Source organism: Psychrobacter sp. CX90 (assembly GCF_057396305.2).
In genome coordinates this window covers 1,090,704-1,114,172 of the sequence record NZ_CM182008.1, presented here as the reverse complement: position 1 = coordinate 1,114,172, position 23,469 = coordinate 1,090,704, and the positions used below count along the sequence as shown (strand labels likewise).

Below are 23,469 nucleotides of genomic sequence, written 5' to 3'. Positions count from 1 at the left end.
TTGAAGAAAATTGTAGTATATTAACTAGAAATCAGACACATTTTGAAGTAAGTTTAGCCCTTCTCTACCCATAAAATGTAAATCGCTGTCAATGAAGACGAATCATAGCGCCAAAATTGGTAATTAAATTATTGATAAAATATGACCATTCCCCCACGTAGTGTTCCACTTGATAACAAGCCGCCTACTAAAAAAACTGAAAGGGGCGCTTTGCTATGGTCGATATTAAAAAAACTGGCCGGATTTGCAAAACCATATCGACCGCTTATTATTCTTACTCTGATATTAACCGTTCTTGGGTCATTTACCGCTCAGGTTAATGCGTTCGTCCTAAAATACACCGTAGATACGTTAACCGATATTGCCGGCCTCCCCGACCCTTGGGCAAGAGGTATACAGTTATTGACTGTAATAAGTGTGGTGCTTTTAATAAAGGAGGTATTGAACGCTGGAATATCCTTTGGTCAACGTTATTTTGGCGAAAGAATTCGTATTAACTTATCACGAGATTTATCGCAAAGAGTTGTTGACCGTATATTGACCTATCGTATGTCATTTTATACCAGTGAACAGAATGACAGCGGTAAGCTGCAAACCCGAATAGACTTAGGTGTCAGCAGCTTAACCAGCTTAGTACAAAACTTTTTTATTGATATGTTGCCATTATTTGCCACGGCAATCGTCTCTTTGGTCATCATGTTTAATGCCAACTTTTGGGTTGGCATGGTCGGTTTGATTATTGTGCCTATATATTTCTATGTCAGCCAAAAGCAGGCCAATCGGTTACAAGGTTTTCGCCGCCAAATGCGTCAGTTCCGCGAAGCCAAAAGCGGTATGATAATTTCATTGATTAACTCCATTACCGTTATTAAATCCTTTGTACGTGAGCCTATCGAGTCAAAAAAGCATTTTGACGTTCAAAAGGATATGACTGAAAACCAGCTGCGAATCCGCAGTATTGCATTTATTTACGATGCGATTAAAAGCTTTATTGAGCAGATTGGGGTGGTCGTCATTATTGTTTTGACCGCGTACTTTGTATTAAATGATCAAATGACCATTGGCATGATTATGTTTCATGTAATGCTATTTCAAAACGTCGCGGCGCCCATTCGCCAGATGCACCGAATTTATGACCAAATAAATAACGCACTAACCTATGCAGAAGGTTTTTTTGAAATTGTTGAAGATGACGAGCAAATTGAAACAGCTGGCGAGCTAACCTGTAAAGATTTACAGGGACACATTGAGCTCAAGCATGTTGATTTTAGTTATCCAAACGGTAAGCAAGCGCTACATGATGTTAGCTTTGAGATACACCCTAACCGCATTACCGCTTTAGTTGGTCTTAGTGGTGCTGGTAAAAGCACCATTATTAATTTACTGGTTAAATTTTACGAACCCAGTAGCGGTACTATTTGTCTAGATGGACGCAATTTAGAAGATTACAGTACTCAGGATTTAAGAGAGCAAATTGGTTTGGTACTTCAAAAAAACCATATATTCTCAGGAACTATTAAAGAAAATATCAGCTATGGTGATATGGATGCCACTGATGAGCAGATTATAGCCGCTGCAAAAAAAGCCTCAATTCATGAACAGATTATGGGCTTACCTGAAGGGTACGATAGTGAAGCCAAATCTCTATCAGGTGGTCAACAGCAGCGCATCGCATTAGCACGTATGTTTTTAAAAGACCCGCCTATTGTGTTTTTAGACGAGCCGACCGCAAGTCTAGACGCCATAGCAAGCCAACAAATCAAGAGAAGTTTAGATTTAATTAAAAAAGATCGAACGGTGATTATTGTGTCACATAATATCTCTCAAATTATTGATGCTGACGATTTAGTCGTTATTGAGGAAGGACGTGTCATGGAGACGGGTACCCATGAAGCCTTATACGCCCAACGTGGTAAATATTATGAAATATTTAATGCCATGTCCGACAGTTTAAATCTCGATAAAATTAGCCAAACTTTAAAGACTTAAATTAAATTCTACTGCTCTTTAAATCTTTCAAATCGCAATAACTTTTAAGATGTATTTTATGAGTATTATTTTTTCAATTAAAAATTTCGATGCCTTATCCACCATTGATTTATATTATATTCTACAGGCTCGCTCACAAGTATTTGTTGTTGAGCAGCAATGCGTTTATCAAGATATTGATGAGGTTGATTTCGACTCTCTACACTTGGTCGCGCATCAAGATAAGTCACTAATTGGCTACTGCCGAATTATTCCCCCCCCCAGTACACCCATAAACAAGATTTGAATGAGAAGCCAATGGCGGTTATTGGTCGCGTTTTAGTCTTGCCGGAACATCGCAGTAAAGGCTTAGCACGCCAAATTATGGCTGAGGCAATTCAACATTGTCGCCGTCACTACCGTAAACACAGCATTTTTATTTCGGCGCAGACTTACTTAATTGCATTTTATCAATCTTTGGGTTTTGTCACTCAAGGTGCCCCTTATCTTGAAGATGGGCTGGAACATATCAATATGGTGCTGGATGCACAACGCAAAACCAAACTCAAAACGACCCAATTAAATAAATTCAAGCCGTTAACCGCCTTACTGTATGTCATAGCCGCTGCCATAATTTTTGGTTTGGCCTACTTGTTAATATAACCAAGATAAAACCTTAACCGCATACTCACTCTTGAAGATGTAATGGCTTAATGGTTTATAGCTAACCCCGATTGTAGTAGATCTACTACAATCGGGGCTAAACCCCTCTCCCAATCAAGACTTCCAGTTACTTCGAGGTAATATAGAAGATTAAGTTAGAAGATTAAGTGGAAAATGCGGTAGAAAAAGCAATCATCTCACCCCCCTCAACATACCTTTTAAGTCACGGCTAATCCACAGCAAAAATGATCAAATCATTGCCTTGAATACTGACTTAATTGCTGACTGGCTTAATAATTAGCTTGCTTGCTGACTTAATTAGTTTACTGAATAGTTTAGAGTCTGGTTTACGCTTTGCCTCGCTTTTTGGCTAGCATTTTGCTTAACTATCATCTTAGTTACCATCTTAGTTATCATCTTAGTGACTAAGTTAATCCTTACGTTCTTATTGACTGAATGATTACCACCCCTATTCATTCAGCATATATACCGTCCTGTCCTTAGAATATATTGAAACAACAAAATCAATTAATTTTAAGTACAATATCATCTAAAGACTATCCTCATTTAGAGGATAAGAATAAAAATGAGATAAATTATCGCCGTATGCGAATCATTTTGAATGAAAAAAGTATATACGCTGGAAATCAAACCCAGTTTAGCGATAATGTGGTCGTTTTAACCCATAAAATGTAAGTTACTGTCAGTGAAGATAAAGTCTAGTACAAACAAACCATAACTAATTCATGACCAATGTATGCTATAGGACACAACGCTACCTATGTTATCAAAACAAGACCAATTGACCGAACTGGTGCGAGAGCTTGAAGTAAACAACCATGTTTTTGCCACTGATCCACTGCTGATTACCGAAAAAATGCAGGATGAAGAGGGCTCGCCAATCGAAAAGTTGCATAGGCGTGCCCAGCGTATTGATAGTAATGGCAATTTAAATAGTACTCTCAGCAAGATAGATGGCCGTATTAAAGGCATTATTTTGATACTGAGCATTGTGTGGTGTATTTCAGGGTTTCTAGGTCTGTTCACCCTGCTACAAGCCAATGTGGTTAACTTCTTTTATGTTTTGGTATGTCTGCTCGGCTTTCATACACTTATGCTGCTTGGCTGGTTGGTTTTAACCATTATAAATCGTGGCAATCAGTCTCCCAGTATTTTTTCGAGCTTTATTAGCCCAAAAGCATTGATACGCGGTAAGGATGATGTTACGCAAGCGTCAGTAAATTTGTACGAGCGCCAATTACAGCATACCGGTATGCGCTGGTATTTAAGCAAATTCAGCCATCAGCTTTGGCTTGCCACCCTCACTGGTATGCTATTTGCGATTATATTTTTACTGGTTGTGCGTCAATATAGCTTTAGCTGGGAATCAACCATACTCTCAAACGAGGCATTGATGAGTTTAACGCATTGGCTTGGCTGGTTACCCAGTTTGGTTGGTTTTAATGTACCTGATGCCGATGCAGTTGTGCAAAGTAGACTGGTTACAGGAGTTATGCCCCTCAGTATTGCCCGCCAATGGGCAAGCTTATTGGTGGGTAGTTTATTGATGTACGGCATTGTGCCTAGAGCCATTGCTTGGGCATTTTGTACGCTGATGTTTACTCGTAAGAAGATGAAACTAGATATTAATTTGCCTTATTATCAAAAAATAATTAGCTTTTGGCAACGTAAAGTAATTGATGCAGATGATTTTGAGGAAAAAGTAGTTCCAGTAGCACCCATTGCAAAAATCACTAAAGGCAAAAAGTTAGTGGCCTTACTTGAATATCCGTATGCCAACCAAAATTGGTATCACTTTGATGACAGTATCGAGGTTCATAACTTTGGTATTGTAGACACCCGTGATGATATGGATAGATTGATTGATTACTTGAATAACAATGATGTTCAAGTGTTACTTGGTCTACATGCCCAAGCATTGCCTGACCGTGGTACGATGCGTAAGCTAGATAACATAGCCACTCATGCCAAACAAGGTCTGATTGTGCAATTGTTAGATGAGGATAGCACCAATAATGAAAGGAGCGACATGAAAAAAAGTAGCGAAAGTACTCAAAACAGCGACCTTTATGAAAGAAAGTTAAAAAGCAAAAAACTACGCCGTGACCAATGGCAAACTGCACTGGCAGAGCGTAATATTGGCTTAATGTCTTAAAAATTGAAAAATATTTAGGCTGGTAAAAGATTCAAGCGATTTATTTACATTGATAACTGAAACCTTGAGAGACCTATGACGAATCAAACTAATAATAAACCATCTGGTGGTTTATTCAGCGATAAAGCCTTTGCAAAAGATACAGCGCAAAAGCAAGTAGAGAATAGCGGTAATAGTAATGCGAATGCTCCTAGTAATAATGATGCTACTCACAGCACCGCAATGACTGAAGCTTTAGTACTGGATAACACAGCCAATATAGCCGAGACTCATACCACCAGTAATCAAAAAAGTATGTCAGAAATGATTAAGGAGACAGCAAAAACAACGCTTGCCAAGGATGAGCCATTAAGGCTGGCTGTGGTAGGTCACACCAATACAGGTAAAACTTCCATTCTTCGTACCCTACTCCGTGATATGTATTTTGGTAAAGTTCAAAACGAAGCAGCCACTACCCGTCATGTTGAACGCGCCCTAATTAGTGATAGCCAGACTGGCGAAACGCTCGTTGCTTTATTTGATACCCCAGGCTTAGAAGATGCTTCAGGGGTCATGGACTGGCTGGAGGACAATACCGCCAGTCGCCGCGATGGCATCGACAGATTACAACTATTTTTAGCCAGTGACATTGCTAAAAGCACATCAGATGGCGCGACGTTAACGACGGCTAATAATGATTATTCACAAGAAGCCAAAGTCATCAAGCAATTACTGACAAGCAATCTGGCTATTTATGTGATCGATGCGCGCGAACCTTTACTCGGTAAATATAAAGATGAGTTGACCATTTTATCTTGGGCAGCAATTCCAGTGATGCCGGTGTTTAATTTTACCAGTGATCAAGAGGCTAATATTACCGAGTGGCAAACCATGCTAGCACGTCGTAACCTGCATATATCCACTCGTTTTGATTCAGTGGCTTTTGAGTTTGAGGATGAAATGACCCTCTGGCAGAATCTTGCCACCATGTTGACTCACCCTGAAACACTTCATAGATTGATTGAGCGTCGACGCGCCGATTGGGAACAGCTTTATGAACAAGCCACCATTATTATTGCCGGCTTTTTAATTAACGTTGCTGCTTATGTGCGTGAAATTGATGAAGATGACGACCCATTACCCGTGTTGAATGAAATGCAAGAAGCGGTGCGTCAATCAGAGCGTGCTATGCAAAGCAAACTTATGAATCTCTATAAATTTTATGACAATACTGCTGTAGTTACGCCCCTACAGCTGCACGAATATCAGCAAGACCCTTTTGACCCTGAATTATTAAAAAGCTACGGCATTCGGACTACTTCTGGTGCAGCGGCAGGGGCTTTATTAGGGCTTGGTATAGATGCCGCTGCCTTGGGAACAACCATGGGATTAGGGGCAGCGATTGGAGGTATTGCGGGTGGTTTACTGTCGAACACCAGTAGCATCGCTGATAAAATCACAGGGGTAAAACGATTATACATTGACCCTGCTACCTTAACGCTATTAGCTACCCGTTCTGTTGACTTACTAGCATCACTACGCCATCGTGGTCATGCTGCCACACCTGATAGCCCAGTAGCAGAATTACAAGAACACACTAACCCACCTTGGGAGGCTCATAAGCTGCCCTCCGAGCTGAAAAAAGCACGTGGGAAGCCGCAATGGAGTAGCTTAGGTAAAAGTAACAGCGAACAAGCTGCTCAATTGCGCGCTGATGCCTCATGGTCGTTATCGAGTAAGCTTAAACGAAAATAAACGTTACCCTAAGCGGGTTTAATTTTATTATCTGAGTATTATCAATATCTCGCTATTCTAAAACCCCGCTAATAGCAAATCTAAAAATTGGCATAGCAATACAAAAAGTGAAATTAAAAAAAGTATAAACCTTGTTAATTCAAATCCTGCAACTCGTTAATCCCTCTAATATCAGTTTGTTGCAGTTCAATACCGTACAATGGGTAGTCGTTAAAATGCTGCTCAATGTCGCCAAGTAACTTTTGCTGGCGTGTGGCTCGTTGTTGCCAAAAAGCATCACTTTGTTTGGGGCTAATCAACTGATTAATGACAATAGCAGCTGGCGCTAATTTAGCTTCTTGTAGCTGATTTACTGCCCTTCTTGTCTCCTCAATAGGCAGGTTATCAGCCGTCATCACTAAGACGACAGCTGTTTTATTGCTGGCGTGCAGCAGTTTGCCTGTTTTCGCAAATAAAGCTTTACGTTTATTCAAGACTTCAACAGCTTTTTCCCAGCGGTCCATAGGTTTTGCGGCCGCAAATGGATTGGCTAATTTGGATTTACCAAGAGTTGGCTTATGCGGAGCTAAGTTGTCTGCAGCACTTTTTAGCTTTGCTTGACGACGCTGCTGAGTTAATAATCCGTCTGTCCAAGCTTCCATCATTTCAGGTAGCACGAGCAAGCGCAGCGTATGCCCTGTTGGTGCGGTATCGAATATAACATGGTTATAATATCCAGACTCTACTGCATCGACTAAATGCGTACAAATTGCTTCCAGCATTGCTGCTTCTTGTGCGCCAGGTGCGCTTTTAGATAACTTAAGATGTTCTTTTATTTTAGGCATCATATCTGGATTTGCGTAGCTGCTTATGGTTCGTTCAACCTGTTTAAAGTGTTTATCTATAATCTCATTTGGATTAAGTTCAATAGCATCTAGATTCTGGTTTAAGGACGTTGTAGTGTTACTCAGCTTATGATTAAAGACATCACCTAAGCTATGGGCAGGGTCGGTTGAAATGATTAATGTCTTGTCGCCTTGCGCGGCAAATTGAGTTGCTAAAGCTGCTGCTGTGGTCGTTTTACCCACCCCACCTTTACCACCAACGAATATGACTGGCATATGCACCAGTTGCTTCACTAATAAAGATAATGACTGCATATATGAATACCTGAAATGAAAGAAGGTAGAAAACTAAATAAAGTATTTAATTCCCAAAAGATACATTAGCAATAAATTTCAGCAGCAGCCCCCATGTTGTAATGGGCAGCGCGGCATTCCCATTCTAATATGCCAATCATGAAATTTTTCTAAAAATATAGGTTGTAACTCAAGCGTGTAAAAGCTAGCGGGATTATCTATGCCCAAGCTCTCTGAAAACAGGAGCAGCATAAATAAATCTTCTTCTTCTCGTGCCGCTCTTGCTAATGTTTGACGGTATGGTGCGTGATAAAATTCATTTAAACCGTCCAAAAAACGTCGCCAAGTTGATGTATCGGATGTGTCAGATGTATCATTAGCCATAGGATTTCCTCATTTATATAGCCCATATGTTTACTTGAAATCTTTATTTCAGCCTAACTCTAATATGCTCAAAAAAACGCCAGCAATTGCCAGCGTTTTTATTTTAAAACCAAATTAAAAATTGATTATTTGGCAATCCCTTTATGTTGATTCCATTCGCGGCGTAACACCGAAAAGCTTTCGAAAGTTACCATAATTGTGGCTATTAAAATAATAATATCCATGATGATAAGCAACCAGTTGCCATCTTGATAAAAAGTCTTTAGCTGTAATATCAAAGCAAATATTGCCATCACTAATAAGAAGGATAAAGGAGCTAAAGTATACCAGACAGCCTTTCCCTTTCTTAATAAGATAACAGTAACAACCATCAATGTTAAAGCGGCCATCAACTGGTTAGTGGTACCAAACAAAGGCCAAATCAACATACCGCCAGAACCATCAATACCGCCAGCACCGAATGCAAGTAATAAACAGGTGCCCACTGCCAATAGAGTCGCAATACTGCCTTTTCTCAATGCGGGTAAGTTATATACCTCTCCAAACTCTTGGAAAATATAACGTTGAAGACGTACACCCGTATCCATTGTTGTACCTGCGAATAAAGCCGCCATAACGGTTAGAATAGTTTGCGATAATACAATCTCAATACCTACGCCAGCATTAAGAATAGTGGCACCACCATCAATGAATGCACCCACTGAACCGTCGCCGAATTTTTGATATACGGCTTCCCAGTCTCCTAAGGTCGCAAAACCTGCCGTAGCCGCTAAAATCGCGCCAAGTGCTAGCAAACCCTCACCTACAGCACCAAAGTAACCAACAAATCTTATATCTTCTTCTTTGTCGATTTGTTTTGAGGTGGTACCCGTAGAGACCAGTCCGTGGAAGCCTGAAATGGCGCCACATGCGACTGTCACAAACAGTAGGGGTAACATAGAAGGAGAGCCTGCTGGCATATTGTGGTTAATAGCAGGCGCAACAATATCAGGTGTGGCCAGAAGTACAGCGCCATACAATAAGATCAAACCAATAAAAAGCTGTAAGCCATTAATATAGTCACGCGGTTGTAGTAACATCCATACTGGAAGCAGAGACGCTACCGCAGCATAGACGAATAAAATAATAATCCATATGGCGTTATCTGGAAGCCCCAATACCGTCTCTGGTAATACGATTGGATACAATGTGCCAAGATAAATTAACGAATAAAGAGCAATGACTCCTAAAATAGAGACGATTGGTAAGCTCATTTTAAATCGATAAATACACTGGCCGATAATAGCCGCAACGACTAATGCCCCCCATACTGGGATAACTGCCGAGGGTGTTTTAATCATCATATTAGCTATAACGACAGCAAATACCGCATTAACCATGAGTAACAGCAGGAATATGACTACCATCATAAGTGTCCGTACTCGTCCACCCATGACTGAACCTGCAATAGAACCAATAGACTGGCCTTTATTACGCACACTTGCCCAAACGGCAGACATGTCATGGACACCAGCCATAAAAATAGTACCTAATACGACCCAAAGAACGGCAGGCACCCATCCCCATATTACGGCTATCGCAGGACCAATTATAGGCGCTGCACCAGCTACCGATGTAAAATGATGCCCCCATAACACATATTTGTTAGTAGGCACATAGTCCACACCGTCTTTCATTGTATGAGCGGGTGTTACGATAGAATCATCTAACCCTAAAATATGTTTTGCAATATATTTAGAATAAAATAAATAGCCACACAACATGGCCAGTACACCAAATAATAGTACTACGGCACTATTCATGATAATCTCCTTTCATGATAATCTCCTCAAAGATAGATTTTTTTATAAAAGAGCTGTTTTTTTTAAGAGCTTTTTTTAAAGAACTGTTGTTAAAGTTACTACTTTTAAAATTAATACATTTTATTAAGCTAAAAGTAACCCGTATTTGTTTTTATATCAATAATAGAGTTAAGATAATATTGATAAAGTTATAAGTGCAGTTATAAACTGCTTTTCAGTAAAATTAAACTTATATACAAATTATGGCAAGTGTTTTATAACATATTTACCTCAAGGGTATTAATAACTTTTAACCACCTTTTATCGATTTATTAAAAATATTACTTCTGAAGGAGTCATGATGTCGTATTACTTTGGCTTTGAACCCTCTGAAAAACTATCAAAGATGCTTGATGACGTTTTAGAGCTACTTGATACTGAGAGTGATCAACCCTACTACATTTTAAGAAACAAAACTGCGAAACAAATAGGCCGGGAGCTTATCGAAAATTTACTGGTCGAAATTATTGATATTATACCTAATGAAGAGCGTAAGGCCGCTATGAAAAAAGTGGTTAATACGATAGAAAGCTCTACTGAAACCATGCTAAATTTGCTCTTAGGCAAAGATAAAAATGCTGAAGTACTGCCAAATATTTATTACTTGCGCGACGAGACGGTATTTATCGATAATAAGGGTGTCAGGCGTGTTGGCTGTCAACTTACCCCTGACGTCGCCCAGCCAATAACTGAGGCCTTTGCAAAAGCAAGTAATGATAAAGTTGATAGAGTACAGCTAAGTAAAGCCCTAATAACCTTGAATAATGTAGTACTTGAACACTTCATCTCAAGATTCTCAGAAACCCTACCTCTAGGCATCATCAAAAGAAAATCAGTACCTTTAGCTTATGCAGGCATCAGTAAAGGCATCGAGATGGCGGTAAATAAATTATTTCCTCAGCTTGACGATGAGGCATTAACTAGACTTATTCGATTTTATCGACCTTTTATCATTGAGAAACCCGAATAACTGGAGCTTGACTAAGCTTTATTTGGTTTTTTAAGTAAAATAGTTCTATCATGGTTGGCTGAATAAAAAGACTTCTGTTAGAATAAAAATTTATCTAAGTGTATTTATTATGAGTCAAATCAGCAATCAAGAAATCGAACAAACATTACGCAATTCAGAGTGTCTGATTAGTAGTATTGAGGTATCCGCTGCATATGAGCGTCTGGCGGCAACACTTAATTTGCATTACGCAGGTTTAAACCCGATTGTCATGGTTGTGATGAATGGTGGCTTGATACCTGCTGGTCAACTGTTGACTCATTTGACATTCTATCATCGTATGCACTATTTACATGCCACTCGTTACCGTGCAAATGAAGGTACGAATGAGTTGATATGGAAGTATAAGCCTGATGTGAGTGTTGAAGGTGAACATGTTTTGCTTATTGACGATATATTTGATGAAGGCATTACCTTAAAACAAATTGTAGACGCATTAGCTAAAGAGAACCCTGCGTCAATTGATTGCTGTGTGCTATTAAATAAGGTACATGATCGTAAAGTTAAAGACTTTGAAGTTGATTTTATTGGTTTAGATGTTGCTGATCGCTATGTCTATGGCTGTGGTATGGATTTTCATGGCTATTTACGTCATCTGCCAGGTATCTACGCCATTAAAGAAGATAAACTATAATTGTTTATTGTGGCTCATTTAACGTTTTGATTATTTATAGTTTATAGTTTTAAGGCATCAAAGGATGCCTTTTTTAATGATTATTGATTGATTGTTGTTTGTTTAATCAAATTGTAATGCCAATCCGGTGTGCCTTTGAGTAGGAGTCGCAACCGCCTTTTCTAAACTCTGCTTTGAGCTAAAAATAGTTACCTGTTTTTTGGCTCGAGTAACGGCAGTATAAATAAGCTCTTTACTCAGCAATCTAGTATGGCTGTTATCAAGAGTAATCGCCACATGATCAAACTCAGAACCTTGCGACTTATGAATGGTCATGGCATACGCAGTAGCGATCAGCTCTTCATTGAGCAAATTTATGGCAATGCCTTGCGTTTTATTTTCAAAAAACACCTCTAACCTACCCTGCGGCCCTGCCGTTTGTAAGCAAATTCCAATATCACCATTGAAGAGCCCAAGCTCATAGTTGTTTTGTAATACCATAACAGGGCGTCCGTGATACCAAACGTCTTGCCTAATCGGTAATTTTAACTCAGTCGTATGCCATTGAGTAAGATAATTATTGAGGTAATGGTCTCCCCATTCTCCATGATGACCTGCACTTAATACTCTAAATTCGTTAAAAGCAGCCATTAAGTCGGAGATGGTCTCATTAACATCATCTGGTTGGTAAGTTGCTATTGGATTTTTTAGTAATGTTTTAGTTTTATTTACGTAGTTCTGGTAGAAATTGGCGATTTTTTGACGTTGTTTTTTATTGCTTAGGCTATTTATTATCTTATCTTTTGCTACTATGTGATCATTCGCTGTTTGACTCAAAGTATCGTTGTTATATGCTTGAATATTGTCAAAACTGATATTATTAAAATTAAGTGCATCATCCTCTCTTAATAGCTGCCATATCGCGGTATGATTGACACTACCTTGGTTGATTTCATACGCAAGCTTACCGATGCCAGAGTGTTTACTAAATCGGCGACTCTCAGTGAGTTCAGCATGAATTTGCGATAATAATGGTATACGACATAAGTCGGCCAATACCGCCCCTGCATCAACTGCTGCCAGCTGATTGGCATCTCCTAATAAGATAAGACGCGCACCTGGCTTAACAGCACTGACCAAATAATTAGCCAACTCTACCCCAAGCATAGACGCCTCATCGATGATGATGATATCCTCACCTAATTGATTATCGGCATTATAACGAGGCTTACCCGCACGGCCAATACCCAGTAAGCGATGAATAGTCTTCGCTTCTTGAAGCTGTATATCGACGCTAGCTGAAGCTAATGCCACTTGCAGTGATTCTTGCATGCGTTGGGCAGCCTTTCCAGTAGGGGCTGCTAATGCTAAGCGGGCACTGTCGGTACTAAATCTAATATGCTCATTATTATCTTCACTACCCTCTTGCTCATCATTTTCTTGTGCTTGTTGTAAGGCCATAACCAGCTGGGCAACGGTATAGGTTTTACCTGTGCCTGGGCCACCCGTAATAATACTAAAAGCATTGTTATTAGCGACTTTAATGGCATTTACCTGTTGTTCATTGAGGTTGTCCGTTAGTTTTATATTGAGCGAATTGATGGGGTTATGCAAAATCTGCTTTATTTTTTCTGCTAAATTGTATTCAGCTTGCCATGCACGATGTAACCATAAGGTAATTATCATGTGATTATCTGGGTTGCTTTTTTTCTTACTTTTTTGTTTGGCTGTATCTTGTTTAATACTAAGATGGAAAGTAATTGGAGATTTTTTTTCTTTTGATTTGCTTAGGCTATTTTTGTATTGATTGCTATTACCATACCCTACTTGGTTAAATAAAGGATGCTTCTGGAGTTGCTCAGTCAGTGTTGTTAAGCTTGATAAATAAAGACTGTCGTAAACATTAATAACCAGCTGTAACCGCTCGTTTAGCAACTCCTTTTGCGTTGCATTTAACGATGCTTGCCACCATAACTGCTCTCTTTTATGAAAGACGACAGAGAGCACATCGAATATAGACAACCCGTTGCTTTCAACGTCTTCATCAACGTCAATAAAATCTATTAACGGTGTAACAAGCAACTCTAATACCTTGATTTGCCAATCATATAACTCGGCCGGTTGGTTATTTATTTGACCTGATAGAGGTTTCTCGTCGCTGGCTTGGCTTAAAGTTAAAACGGTATGTCCCTCTTCAAGCTGATTGGCTAATAGAATAAAAAAGGCTGAAAATAACGCCTCTTGTTTGTATAAGTCATCAGATTGGGTCGACGGTTTTTGGCTAGCTTGTACCGTGCTGGATTTTTCAGCACTGACATATGCCAAATGCGTCTGCATACGACGTTGTAGGATATAATCACTGATATGAGTCGCCCAGCTTTCTTGCAGACTAATGGATCCAACACTGGTGTTATTATTATTCATAATCATTGTTTCTCGCGATGATTTTATAGCTATTATTTATAGGACTTTAATCTTTATATTTTTTATGTGATAGTTAACATTGACCCATTTAGTAATTAGAGATTTAACATTTTATTTAAGGGGCTGGTCGACCAAATAGTGCATCTAGCGCCTTAATAAACGCTATGGGTATATCCCATGTCACCAAACCATAGCGATTATGTGCACTCTGGGATAAATGGTTCACATCACTTGTTTCATCAGCACATTGACTATCTAGCTCATAAACACCGCGTAAAAACACATACTCAACTGGCGCTAAATATTGCGCTTCATTGCCTGCATAATTTTCAATCCTCATGGATAAGAAGCGATGTAAAGCAACTTGATAGATGGCGGCTTGTAACCAGTACCCTGCTTTAGTCATGGCTTGCTTTAAGGAATTTTCATCATATTTGCTTAGGCTATTTCCTAAAAAGTTACTCTTATAATCCACGACATGAAACTTACCGGCATGCTCATAGACTAAGTCAATTTCACCACGTAAGTAGCGATAAATATGGTCATGATTCTGTGGCAATAGGTTGATGTACTTGTCTGTATCTGGTACGTATTTTTCAAACAATTGATTAATATCTTGAGCCTTAAAGGTATCAGATAGCCCCATATTAAATTCAAGCTCTGCAAAGCGTTGATTAGGCTCAATATTGATTAAGGCTTGGTTAGAGGCCAGTAAAGGCGTATGTAAAACCTCCTCTATCCAATTTATCAATGCGTCATGATAAGTACTATCCGCGGTAAGCTTAAGCTGATCTAACTTATTGCCTGTATCATGGTTATCTTTAGGGTTTAAAAGGCGCTCTTGCTGTACTACACTGGCATAAATCATCGGTAACTGATAACTACTGACTGCTCGATCAATCACTTGCGTCCATTGTGTTTTATTTTTAAAATCAATTTTTTCATATATTTCGTGCAAAAACGTTCCTGCATTTGCCCCTTTTACAAAAGTAAAGCGTATATCATCGTCTGGTTTTAGATGTTCAACGTTTTCGTTGTCTGTAACCGTTATTGAGGCGTCTTCTTCATTAAAAAAAACACTCTCTAAGGAACCTGATTGCGACAGGTTTAAGTCAATCGCATCATCGATACGCTCATCAACTATAGCCATTGCTTGCGTAGACTCATCTAATTGACGTGCCAGCGCAGTAAAGCTGGTCTTAGCCCAGCCATAAAAATAGGTGTTTTTCATTACCTTATCAAACGCATCATATTTGATAGGTTCTTTTCTAACTCTATCAGATTCTAGCTCAGCAAAATGAGCCGTGCTTTTCGCATAATAAGTATCATAAAACTCAGTTATTTGAACGCCTGGTAAGTAGCCAACAATACCTTTTAATCTGTCAGGCAGATGGTATTCTTTCAAACCAGTATCGAACCAAAAATTAACAGGCTTAAATTTCTCATCCCTTTTATCTTTAGGGTCGCTAAGTACAATGTACAGTTGCTCACTGGCTCGGGTAAAAGCCACATAGCCCAAACGCTTGCGCTCGTCAAAGTTTTCTTTCGTTTCAAGATCGGTATAGTGCTCTTTATCCACGGCTGTGCCCTTCACAGGAGAGAAACGGCGTTGAGCACCTGTTTTGTTAGGAGGATTGTTACTAGGATTGCTATTAGAGTCGTTACTAAAGCTGTTTAAATTGCTATTAGTCTCTAACCGTTCATTGTTTACCTGCGCCTTATCCTGTTCAACGTTGTACAAATATAAGCCGTAGTCTTCACGATTACCTGACTTACGACTGGCCGAATCCATACCCAGCACATAAACGATCGGGAACTCCAAGCCTTTTGACTTATGAATGGTCATCAACTGCACCCCAGACTCAGTGGGTAGCGGATATTGTTTCGCCCACTCACTATTTGGCGCATCTTCAATATTTTGCTTAAACCATGCGAGCAACTCGTATTCACCCATTCCAATACTGTACTCGGCTAACACGTCCATCACATGACGTAAATCCATGATATGACGTTCACCGTCTTTGTGCATCGCCAGTGTCTGCCAAACACCTTGAGGCTGAAAAGGACTGGCTTTAAACAAGTAGTGTAAAGCAGATAATATGCCGTAGCGTTGCCAACGCTCAGCGCCTTCTTTCAGATAGGTAATAAAATCTTGGTAGCTTTTTTTGTCGCTTTTTTTATTGCGACTGTCTTTATGGTTAGAGTTCGCTTTACCCAATCTAGTGGCAGAAGCAGTTGATATATATTCGTCTGCTTCTGTCACACCTGTCTCATGGTCTATCATCATTGCTTTGGCTTGCTGAATATTTAGCCCATATAAATGACTGGTCAAAACCCTATTAATCATATCGTGCTTGTAAGGCTGTAGCATCGCACTCAGTACGGCCGCCACATCTTCTGCGATAACCGTTTCAAAGATACTCACATCGCTAGTGGTTAATGTGGGTATCTTAAGCTTAACTAGCTCATCTTCTACTTGCTTTAAGTCATTTTTTACTCGTGCCAGAACACCGATGTCACTGGGCTGGATTGGCCTGCCATCCAAGCTCTGACCGCTCTTTAGAATTGCCGCAATATGTCGTGCTGTTGTTTCATGCTCATTGTACTCAGCATCGGTATTATAAGGCAGGTTGATAACACTAACGGCACGATTAGGCAGCACTTGTTGATACAGAGTGTCTGTGGTGGGTGCCAATTGCTGTTCTTTTTGGGATAGCTCCTGTGGTTGCAACCATGAGAGCTTGGCATCAGGATTAGCTGCTTCAATATATTGATAAAAAATATTGTCGCCCAGTCCTGCTAGTCTATTTTGCTTATTTGAGGTACGGGTGGGCATACTAAACCAATGGTTCAGCGCATTGATCACGCCAGCATTGGAACGGCGGTTAATATCCAGTGTCCAAATATGCTTGTCATCGAACTGACGTTTCATAAAATTATAGTTAGCAACGTCACCACCACGGAATCCATAAATAGCCTGCTTTGGATCACCCACTAACAGTAAGAATTCATGATTGGAGCGCTCTTTGTTCTTACTGTTATTTGGCAAATAGATGTTTTGAATCATCATTGCCTGTTCACCGTTGATATCTTGTGATTCATCGATAAGTGCCACAGGATAATGGTGACGGATATAACGTGCCAGCTTATCGCCTTGCTTACCACTTAATGCTTGGTTTAATCGCACCATTTGTAAGCTAAATGTCGTCTGTGAGCGCTCTTCTAAGATAATGGGTAGTTTTTCACGTACAGCAAGTACAATGTGGCGATTCAAGTTGGCTAATACTGAAGTAACATAATCATCGAGCTTTTTACTTTCTTCGATATAGCGTTTAAAATCCTGAACAACTGACAGCTCATTAAAATGATAATTAATTCGCTCCATATCTTTTGTCTTATAGAATTGTTTCCCTATATCATCTGTCTTTTGAAACGCTTCAATTAGTTTTCCAGTATCGACTTTATTACTAGATATGAACTTATAAGCTGATGCACCATAAACCTCTAGTGCTTGAATAATCTTTGGCCAAGAATCTCTGTTATTAAGCAGCTGTCCTTTAGGGGCATCATAGTACTCACCATCTGGTTTAAAAAAAACATCTAACTCATCACTATTCCTAATTATTTTTTTAATGAGTCGTTCATACCCTTCAAGAGAAAAATTACTCGCTTGTACTTCATCAATAGGCGCTGAAATAAAGTTTAATGAGACTCTGACATGCCCTCGATGATCTTCAACATCGGTTAACTTACCTTGTTGCTCCAGTAAGTCGTATAGCTTAGGCTGCTCATAGTACAAACGACTTTGAAACTGGCGCAGTTCATCATGGATAATACTGTCCGTCACTTGCTCAATGCTGTGATCTTCAATAATTGCCATGCCCAACTGATGGCCGGTTTCACTACTATATTCTGTTAGCCATTTTTGTGCCAAGCTATCAAGAGTGCCAATAAACAGCTTATCTAGCGTTGTTAATACCAAAGCGGTACGTCGAATAGCCTCAGATAGCTGATAGGTATATACATGATCTAATAGATATTGCACTAAATGAAGGTTAACTGGGTCGCCTATAAGCTTGTCATAGTGGGCGTGATTGGCTTGATCTGTTAGCCACTTCACACGTTTTTTAACCAAAACTTGGCGCTGCTCATTGTTAAGCTTATAAGCACTCTCATCATCTTGATTTAGAGTATCAGCAGCAAATAAATCTAAGTTGCTCTTATTTTCGTTGTGTTTATCCTTCTTCTCTTTATCCGTCTTGTTCTTGGTCTTTGAATCGGGCTCAATAACCAAACCTTTTGGATAAAGAAACTCTTTATTCTCAGGGTTACCCCTAAGCACGTTTACCCACTGTAAAAGCTGATAAAACTCTACCAAACGATCATGAATACGCTGACGCATCTCAGCTGCCGCCGCACGAGTAAACGTCGTGGCAATAATCTGTTCAGGAGAACGGCGCGCTTCAATAAGTAAGCGTAATACAATCCCAGTGAGCGTCCACGTTTTACCTGTGCCCGCAGAGGCTTCAATCAAGTGCTTGCCTGTTAAATCAACGTCAACAGCAGGTATGATTTCTTTAGTCGCCTGCTCGTGAGTTTGATCTTCATCCATTACGGTATTATTCATATTATCTGGTGTCATATTGACTGGTGTCATATCGCTATACGCTTATTATTGTCTTTATAAGGATGTCGTTATCTAGATATTATTTAGAGGTGGATTAAAACTACCCTATGAAATAAATGATGCCAGCACGATACTCAAACTATTTAATCTTAATGAGTGACGCATACATAGGCTCATACAAGGGCTGTGCTAGGTTTATTAAGCCTGTAGTGAGCGCCTTGTACTTATCCTCATCACGTAGTACGTACTGCCAAATGGCATGTTGTACGCAATTGTCATAAATCATGTCACTATGAAAACCTGGCGCAAACCACGATGAAAAGTCAGAACGTTTCGGCCAGTAGTTGAGGCCTTTATCCTGCTCGGTGTGCACTTTAGAGACATATTGCAACGCATAATCTGGTAATAACGTGATAGGCACTTGACCGACAAGATTGCCAAATACTGCCCATTTAATCAGCTCAATCGCCGCTTGCTTATATTCAATCGGCTCAAGCTTAAAAGCGACGATATCTTTATACTCTGACACTTGAGGACGAGATTTATTGTAACACCATAGGCTAACGCCATCATGCAGCGCCACTTGCTCAGCGGTGGTGCGTCTGGCAACCTGCCAATACAGATGCGACAACCAAAATTTCAATAAATGCTGAGGACTAGCAGAGCTCGATAAAATATTAAGCCAGTATCTTGGCGACTGCTCGGCATAGGGCTTGGCTGTCTTGTCACTATTATTATTGTCATTAGTACTGCCTGAGTCTGGGGCGCTATTACCAACCTCATTAGCAGAACTCATTGAAACAGGCACTTTACCTTTAATCTTTATGATATTAGGTAATACAGATAGCCAGTTTTCCGTATCTTTTGCGATACTTAATTCAGAGTCTTGTTTAGAATGCCCTTTAAAGTCAAACAGCTGTCTTATATCAAGTCGTACCGGCTCTTCTTTGGTAGGGGTTAATAAAAACGGATGATCTATTGATTTGATATGCTCAATCAGTGGCTGCGCTTCTGATTCATTTTTAATCAGTTGCTCTTTAAATTCTTCACATTTATGCAGTAGCTTTTGCTGTTGATTAGACAGCGTGGTTTGACGTGCCACACCCGCTGGCATAATCTTTTGATAGATTAAATGTTCCTCATCCTCATGCACCTCTTCACTTATATTGGCATCCGCTTTATTGTCAGCTGCCAGTTTATTAATCAAGTGATCGTTAATCTGATACGTTGACAAACTGTCTAAAAATAGAGGCTCTTGACTGGCAATTGATGCCTCACCTTGCACAATATGTACTTGCTGAGTGCGTAAAAATGCCTTGGCAGGGTGGCGCACTTGGTAAGTTAATGCACCCTCAATATCAATCTCTTCGATATTAAATATTGCTTGCTTCAGTGCCGTTTTTGCTTCGGCATCCTCTTTATAATCAAGATTCAGCATATTGATTAGCAACTCAATACCTTTATCACCAATACTGCCCAGCCTGCCAAGTCCATTGTTAGTGGGTGCATCTGACGGTTTGTCTGGCGATATCGAATGTTTTTCTGATGCTGGCTCAGCTATTGCTTGAGCCCCTAAGATCTTCGCCATCGTTTGATATTGTTCTTTAGTTGGCAACGACACACGGGGTAGCACATCCTCAGTCTGATGATGGCTATTTAGCGTATCAAATACCGCTTGCCATAACGGCGCTGGTGGAAATTGCTGTTGCTGAGCAAGTTTGGTCTTACTCATGGCTTTGTTTAACTGCACTTCTAGCAAGTCCTGCTCATTATTAGCTTGCTCAGCTAGATTGGCATGAGACGTTGAAGTGTCATTCTCTTGACTGTCTACCTTGCCAGTTGACAGGCTGTCTGGCGTTTTGGTGTCAATGTTAGTCTCAGTCTCGAATAAACACTTATCAAACGGTAACGCAGGGTGCTCAGTGACCAGCCACTGCTTAATCAAATTTGGCAGTTGACGTTTCACACTTTCTGCATCGGGGTTAATATCTTTCGGCATGTTTTCAAGTGACCTAACCTGCCACTGCACCTCTCCTTGTAAGAATTGCAGCAACTCACTTACTGGGTTGGCGGGAAGATGCTCATGCGTATCGGTCAGACTTTGGCCGTTATAAAAAATCCAGCAGGCACTGCGCGCGCATAATAAAGCATCCAAAAATGCACCATTATCATCATCTTCACTGACCCTATCACCACGGCGTGATATGGTGGCTTTCATCAAGTCATAACGGTTGTCTCTATCTTGATTAGGAAATTCAGATAGATTCATGTTGAGCATCACAACCAGCTCAAACGGCACGTTTCGTAAGGCACCAAAGCGGCCAAAGGTAATTACCCCAGTTGGCTCAGCACTAACTTGCTGACTTTCAAGCTCGGCCTCGATACTGTCTAACATAAAGCTTAATTTAAGGGGTAACTCTTCCACATTATGCAGGGCTTTATTCATTTCACGTCGTGCCTGATGGTCATTGGTATATTGACTATAATGGCGATTGGCACGCAAACTGGATTTAAAGCCATTCATGGCATTATAAATCGCTCGCATACTACGAGATTGATCCACATCCGCAAAGTAGCGATGAATTACTTGAGTCTCAATCTGATCTAGCCAGTCTTCTGCTTTCATACTCTTTTGATGATCATAGCGCCTTTCTACCAGACCTGAATATATTCGGCAAAGTGCTTCAATAATTGGCGCATCATTTAAGCTTACTTGTGACAGGGGTAAGCTCTTTTCGGGTAGTGCACTATCAGGCCATTCATCTTGATCTAGCGGATACAAACAATCGGTCAAGCCTGCCTCTGGCATGATCAATCCCAATACTAAACGATCTAATGCTTGAGCAAAGGTAAATCGATAATCGTAGTCATTGCTATCTAAGGTTTGTTTAAGATGCACCTCATCAAAACCACGTATAAATCCAGCTTCAATTAGTAAATCACAGCCTCGGCTCATTTGCTCATGCGTTAGGCTAAAGTTTTCATATAAGGGTGGTAGCATCAACCAATCAAGTACTTCAGCCGCCTCAAATCGGGCGCTTTCGCTACCGAGTAATTTATAAAACCCAAGCACTGCTTCCCACAGTTGTTTAATTTCAGCATCAACCACACCCGTTACCTTAGCTGGCAAAGTTAATCCATCTTGCCCTTTTCCATTCACGAAGATAGATCTAATTAGGGTATGATGACGCTCAACATCAGGCAATAACACCACGATATCCGATACATGCCGTTTCTTTTCGCCCTTCTTAATAGGCTCGTTTAACCAACGGCCAATCATAATACGTAGTACTTCAAGTTGACGCTGTAAACTATAGCAAGAATGAATGCTTAGGCTATTATCACGTAATGATATTTCCCAACTGCGCTGCTTTTGATAATACTTATTTTCTAATACATCATCCGCATAAGGGTTACCTCCAGTTTCTAGACCAAGCTCAATTTGCTCACCAAGATCTTTGGATACTTTGGCCGCCGTTGCTTCTTGCGTCGACTGCTCATCGAGCATCAACACATCATTTTGCAACTTACGCAATAAGCTCGGCGCTTGATGGGTACTATTACTTTGATCTGGTTGATCTGGTTTAAGGGTTGCTTGGTCTTTTTCTGTTGAATAAGCTTCTCGGTCATCTTCCTTTTCTATCGAAGCTTCAAACCCATTAACCTTAGAGTTATTGCTATCAAGAAAATCGTCCTCGAAGTTGTCAAACCACTCTACCCGATCGTCTAGATAATCATCGTTACCCGACAGGTTAGCAAGCATGGCAAAGGTATCACGCGACTGCTTGCCAAGCCGTGATAGCAAACTGTGCCCATAATCTCTTAAGAAAACACTTTCAGGGTTGATAATTTGCTGTCTCTGTAACCAAGACTTATCGACAATATCTGCCCAAAACAGCTTAGAGGGGTTATAGTGCAGTAGTGTGATGTCCATGTATTTAGACAGACGCTGTAAAAAGTCCAGCTCCGTTTGCGGCAACTGCTGAATCGTAAAAATACGCAACACTTTTGGCAGCTGATCACGCTCATTGGCCTTATTACTCTCAAGCGCCTCCCAAAACACTCTTTCAAGCGCAACCCGATACAGATGCACATCAGCAAATAAATTTTTCCAAAGAGTGCGCTGTGCCGCTTCTAACTCAACATAATGCTCAACTAGCCACTCAGGCGTACCCCGGGCGTATTTATCAAAACGAAGTGATAAACTGTCTTTTTCTTTAATTAACTGTTTAACATCAAGCACCTTATCGTGCGACCACAACGCCAGCCAATCGTCACGGTGGGTTAAATAGCGGTTAAAAACTCGTGCCAAATCACTTGCCAGTTGCCAAAGTCGAGCCTCTTTTTGTGCAGAATCAAGATGACCATTTTTTTGATCTTCAATCGATTCAATTAACGAGATTAATACAGGGTGTAGTGGATGATTGTCATTAGCAATAATCTGTTGATGATAATTGGTCAAATAACCAAACAGTCGCCACTGCATAACCGTCGGCGATAAAACGGCTACCTCAGGTACATCAAACGTTTTAGCGTTAGGATTTTGAGCTAACAAATAGCGATTGCGGCGTTCTAAAACCTCTTGCATCAGCGTCCACTGATATTGACCCCAAAATTTAGTACGTACTAACGTACTAATACCAGCACGACTGGCAATCGTTTTATCTAACCAATCGCCCAATACCATGGAGGGGACAATGACAATGAAAGGTTCAAACACTGGTTGATCTTTAGACTGGTAATCAACAAGTAAATGATTAACGAGGTTTTCAGTTCGATGAGATTGAATAATTTTAAACATAGGGACTTAGTCTTTTGCTCACAGCAACTATTGGTTTTGGTTGTTATTATTGGACTTATCTGATGGTTCAACATACCCTAAGCATAACTGATTCTGGATACTTTAAAAGCA

13 protein-coding genes are annotated in these 23,469 nt (G+C 40.2%); 7 read left to right on the top strand and 6 right to left on the bottom strand.

The annotated features are described in order from the left end of the window. Nucleotides 1-141 precede the first annotated feature (141 nt). The 5 genes from AC2SLN_RS04365 to AC2SLN_RS04345 all read left to right on the top strand — a co-directional run bounded on the left by AC2SLN_RS04365 (nucleotide 142) and on the right by AC2SLN_RS04345 (nucleotide 6,541). Complete coding sequence (locus AC2SLN_RS04365; protein ID WP_486548359.1) at nucleotides 142-1,989, top strand: ABC transporter ATP-binding protein; 1,848 nt, start codon at nucleotides 142-144, stop codon at nucleotides 1,987-1,989. A gap of 58 nt (nucleotides 1,990-2,047) precedes the next feature. Beyond that, entirely contained in the window at nucleotides 2,048-2,275 is a 228-nt protein-coding gene (locus AC2SLN_RS04360; protein ID WP_486548358.1) for a GNAT family N-acetyltransferase, read from the top strand. Nucleotides 2,276-2,286: 11 nt separating this feature from the next. Next, nucleotides 2,287-2,631: a GNAT family N-acetyltransferase gene (locus AC2SLN_RS04355; RefSeq protein ID WP_486548357.1), complete on the top strand. Its 345-nt coding sequence runs from the start codon at nucleotides 2,287-2,289 to the stop codon at nucleotides 2,629-2,631. 781 nt (nucleotides 2,632-3,412) lie between these two features. Then, nucleotides 3,413-4,807, top strand: coding sequence for a DUF2868 domain-containing protein (locus tag AC2SLN_RS04350; RefSeq protein WP_486548356.1), 1,395 nt, complete (start codon nucleotides 3,413-3,415; stop codon nucleotides 4,805-4,807). 75 nt (nucleotides 4,808-4,882) lie between these two features. Further along, nucleotides 4,883-6,541, top strand: coding sequence for a GTPase/DUF3482 domain-containing protein (locus AC2SLN_RS04345; RefSeq protein ID WP_486548355.1), 1,659 nt, complete (start codon nucleotides 4,883-4,885; stop codon nucleotides 6,539-6,541). Between the two features lie 134 nt (nucleotides 6,542-6,675). Here the strand turns inward: AC2SLN_RS04345 and AC2SLN_RS04340 are convergent, their stop codons facing one another. The 3 genes from AC2SLN_RS04340 to AC2SLN_RS04330 form a co-directional block, all read right to left on the bottom strand. After that, complete coding sequence (locus tag AC2SLN_RS04340) at nucleotides 6,676-7,680, bottom strand: ArsA family ATPase (protein ID WP_486548354.1); 1,005 nt, start codon at nucleotides 7,678-7,680, stop codon at nucleotides 6,676-6,678. Nucleotides 7,681-7,758: 78 nt separating this feature from the next. Continuing rightward, nucleotides 7,759-8,043 carry a cory-CC-star protein gene (locus AC2SLN_RS04335; protein WP_486548353.1) on the bottom strand — a complete coding sequence of 95 codons (285 nt, stop codon included), beginning with the start codon at nucleotides 8,041-8,043 and terminating at the stop codon, nucleotides 7,759-7,761. 125 nt (nucleotides 8,044-8,168) lie between these two features. After that, nucleotides 8,169-9,845: a carbon starvation CstA family protein gene (locus tag AC2SLN_RS04330; protein WP_486548352.1), complete on the bottom strand. Its 1,677-nt coding sequence runs from the start codon at nucleotides 9,843-9,845 to the stop codon at nucleotides 8,169-8,171. A gap of 340 nt (nucleotides 9,846-10,185) precedes the next feature. Between AC2SLN_RS04330 and AC2SLN_RS04325 the strand changes: the two genes are divergently transcribed. Next, on the top strand, nucleotides 10,186-10,854 hold the full coding sequence (locus AC2SLN_RS04325; RefSeq protein WP_486548351.1) for a hypothetical protein: 669 nt from the start codon (nucleotides 10,186-10,188) through the stop codon (nucleotides 10,852-10,854). 109 nt (nucleotides 10,855-10,963) lie between these two features. Continuing rightward, a complete protein-coding gene (locus tag AC2SLN_RS04320; RefSeq protein WP_486548350.1) occupies nucleotides 10,964-11,527 on the top strand; it encodes a hypoxanthine-guanine phosphoribosyltransferase in 564 nt (187 codons plus the stop codon). 102 nt (nucleotides 11,528-11,629) lie between these two features. Here AC2SLN_RS04320 and recD read toward each other — a convergent pair whose 3' ends face one another. The 3 genes from recD to AC2SLN_RS04305 form a co-directional block, all read right to left on the bottom strand. Beyond that, complete coding sequence (gene recD / locus AC2SLN_RS04315; RefSeq protein ID WP_486548349.1) at nucleotides 11,630-13,930, bottom strand: exodeoxyribonuclease V subunit alpha; 2,301 nt, start codon at nucleotides 13,928-13,930, stop codon at nucleotides 11,630-11,632. Nucleotides 13,931-14,045: 115 nt separating this feature from the next. Beyond that, on the bottom strand, nucleotides 14,046-18,587 hold the full coding sequence (locus AC2SLN_RS04310; protein WP_486548348.1) for a UvrD-helicase domain-containing protein: 4,542 nt from the start codon (nucleotides 18,585-18,587) through the stop codon (nucleotides 14,046-14,048). A gap of 109 nt (nucleotides 18,588-18,696) precedes the next feature. Beyond that, nucleotides 18,697-23,358 (bottom strand): exodeoxyribonuclease V subunit gamma, encoded by a 4,662-nt coding sequence (locus tag AC2SLN_RS04305; protein ID WP_486548347.1) that lies wholly within the window; start codon nucleotides 23,356-23,358, stop codon nucleotides 18,697-18,699. Nucleotides 23,359-23,469 lie beyond the last annotated feature (111 nt).